At 61.9% G+C, this 2,319-nt stretch carries 3 protein-coding genes; all 3 read right to left on the bottom strand.

Annotated elements, in window-relative coordinates; translation table 11 throughout:
• Nucleotides 1-780 (bottom strand): AAA family ATPase (locus WA354_RS13790; protein WP_472813592.1); only part of this gene is annotated, 780 nt, incomplete at its 3' end.
• Nucleotides 777-2,009: a DUF4350 domain-containing protein gene (locus tag WA354_RS13785; protein ID WP_472813591.1), complete on the bottom strand. Its 1,233-nt coding sequence runs from the start codon at nt 2,007-2,009 to the stop codon at nt 777-779. The genes WA354_RS13785 and WA354_RS13790, both read right to left, overlap by 4 nt.
• Nucleotides 2,006-2,319, bottom strand: a 314-nt coding sequence (locus WA354_RS13780; protein WP_472813590.1) for a DUF4129 domain-containing protein, incomplete at its 5' end; no start/stop codon positions are given. The genes WA354_RS13785 and WA354_RS13780, both read right to left, overlap by 4 nt.

Below are 2,319 nucleotides of genomic sequence, written 5' to 3'. Positions count from 1 at the left end.
GAGCAACAATGTAGGCCACTCGCGGGTGCGCCGCGCCACCGTCAGAATGTATCCGTAGAGTTCGGGCTCGATGCGGATTGCGTGGACTTCGGCACGCGCTGCTTCAAGCATTCCCGCAGGAATTGGCTTGATGGTGGCGTCGTCGAGGAGACTTGCACCGCTGCCGGCGTGATGCCGCTCCAGGATCTGCAGTTCTTCAGCTTCGGTGGGATATGCGACGCGGATCTTCATCAGAAAGCGATCGAGTTGCGCCTCGGGCAAAGGGTACGTGCCCTCGAAGTCGACCGGGTTCTGTGTCGCGAAGACGGTAAACCAGGTGGGCAGTGGTCGGCGTGTTCCATCGCTTGTTACCTGGCGCTCCTCCATGCACTCGAGCAGTGCAGCCTGGGTGCGTGGAGGCATGCGGTTGATTTCGTCCACCAGCAGCAGGTCAGTGAAAACGGGACCCGCGTGGAAAGTAAAGCTGTCGGTACCGGGCCTGAGAATTGTTGTGCCGAGAATGTCTGCCGGCATGAGGTCGGGGGTGGCCTGGACGCGCTGGAAGCCGAGGCCAAGGAGGCGGCCGAGGGTCTTCACCATCAGTGTCTTTGCGATGCCCGGTACACCTTCAAGCAGGGCGTGGCCCTGGCACAATACGGCAATCAGCACTTCTTCGACGGCCTGCGTTTGGCCGGAAATGACGCGGCCCAGTTCGGCGCGTGCGTGTGCGATGAGTTCGCTGGTCGCCTGGAGCTTCGGCTGCTGCTGGATGTCTGTGTTCTCTCTCAGTTCCTCGCTCATGAGGGCCTTTCGTTTTTAGTGGATTGAATGCTTGTATCAGGATTGGACCAGCGGCTCAATTTTGAGGCGTCGGCGAGAAGGCGCCTGTGATGGTGCAACGCCTGAATCGCTTTCAATGCTGCGCGTGGATCAATCTTCTCATTGAGCCTCGCGTCTTCGCAGGTTGCCAGATCTGCTTCGAGGCTCGGGTCGGCATTGGGGAAGCGGCGGCGGATTGCGGCGGCGAGTTCTCCGGCACTCACTGGCGCCTGGCGCAATCCGCAAAGACGCAAGGCGTAGCGGCGGAAGCGCTCCCACGCGATAGCGACCGCAGTCGACGACGCTCCGGCACTGCGGTAGAGCGATCCGAGCGCCTCAAGGAATTCGATCGGCCTGGCGCGCGCTGGCAGCGGCAGTTCTCGAACCGGTCCGCTACGCCGGCTGAAGCTGAAGACAGTCAGAATCGATATCAGAATCAAGCCGGTCCACAGCAGCGCCACCGTGGGTCCGGAAACATAGCTCCACTCGGAACGAACGTCGCCGTGCAGGGATTCGTCCCAATAGAAATGACGGCCCTCACGCGGACCAATGGAATTCAGCAGCAGATCGAAATTGGCGGCCCGCGCCAGAGATCCGTTTTCGAGCGGCGTCGAACTGGCCCACCACACAACGTGACCGCTGCGATAGTCGTACTCCACCACGGCGGGCTGCCCGGCGCAACTGTATTGAATGCGCTGCTTCGGGTTTCCCACTTGCCACGTGGCTTCAGGCACCATCCACACGTCGCCACTGTTGGCGAGCGCACCGAATCCCTCGGGCTCCAGCTGGCAGGCAGAGAACGTGAACTCCTTGGGCGTGCCGGCGTCTCCATCGGGCACCAGGTAGCCGCCCCAGAAGCCCGTTGCCAACACGCGACCGCCGCGGGCGACAATCTTCTCGACAGCCTTGAAATCCTGGGTCTCGCGCGTAAAGGGCTGCGCAAAGATCACTACGGTGTTGGGGCCGGCTGTGGCCGCCAGTTCACCCAGGGGGCGCTCCCAGCGCTCGATGTTGTAGCCCGCACGCACCAGCGTTTCGTAGGCCGCGCGCGCACCGTGTTGACCTGAGAGGTAAGTCGACGGCATGGGATTGTCGTTGTTGTTTTCGTTGGGCAGCACGAACCCGATGAGCACGGCGAGACCGATTGCGATCGAAACGCTCCACAGAAGCAGGCGGCGATCCTTGGGATCGAGCGACGACATGAACTTCATCGCGCACCGCCTTCGGGTGCGGTTGATAATTCAGGGACTCTCGCTGGTGCCCCACCCGCAATCAGTGAGGATGCCAGGTCTTCCGCTTGCTTGTAATCTCCTTCGCCCGCTTCGCGGCCGCCATACCAGAAGCGTTCAAATGTGCCGGTCAATTGCGAGAGGCCGGGCCTGCGCGGATCTTCGGGAGCGACGAGGGCCAGGTACTCGCGCGGAGTACGTGCGCGGTCGGCCGGCCACAACCTGCGCGATTCGAGACGCGAGATCGCCGCCCAGTAAACAAAATGAATTGCTTCGCGCCACAGTCCTGAGG

Source organism: Occallatibacter sp., from assembly GCF_049802275.1.
In the GTDB taxonomy this organism is placed as follows: Bacteria; Acidobacteriota; Terriglobia; order Terriglobales; family Acidobacteriaceae; genus Telmatobacter.
Note: the sequence above shows the minus strand (reverse complement) of the source record. Positions and strands in the feature narration are given on the sequence as shown.

Coding starts and splice junctions, on each gene's coding strand:
- WA354_RS13785 (WP_472813591.1), bottom strand. CDS start 2,009: ATGAAGTTCATGTCGTCGCTCGATCCCAAGGATCGCCGCCTGCTTCTG.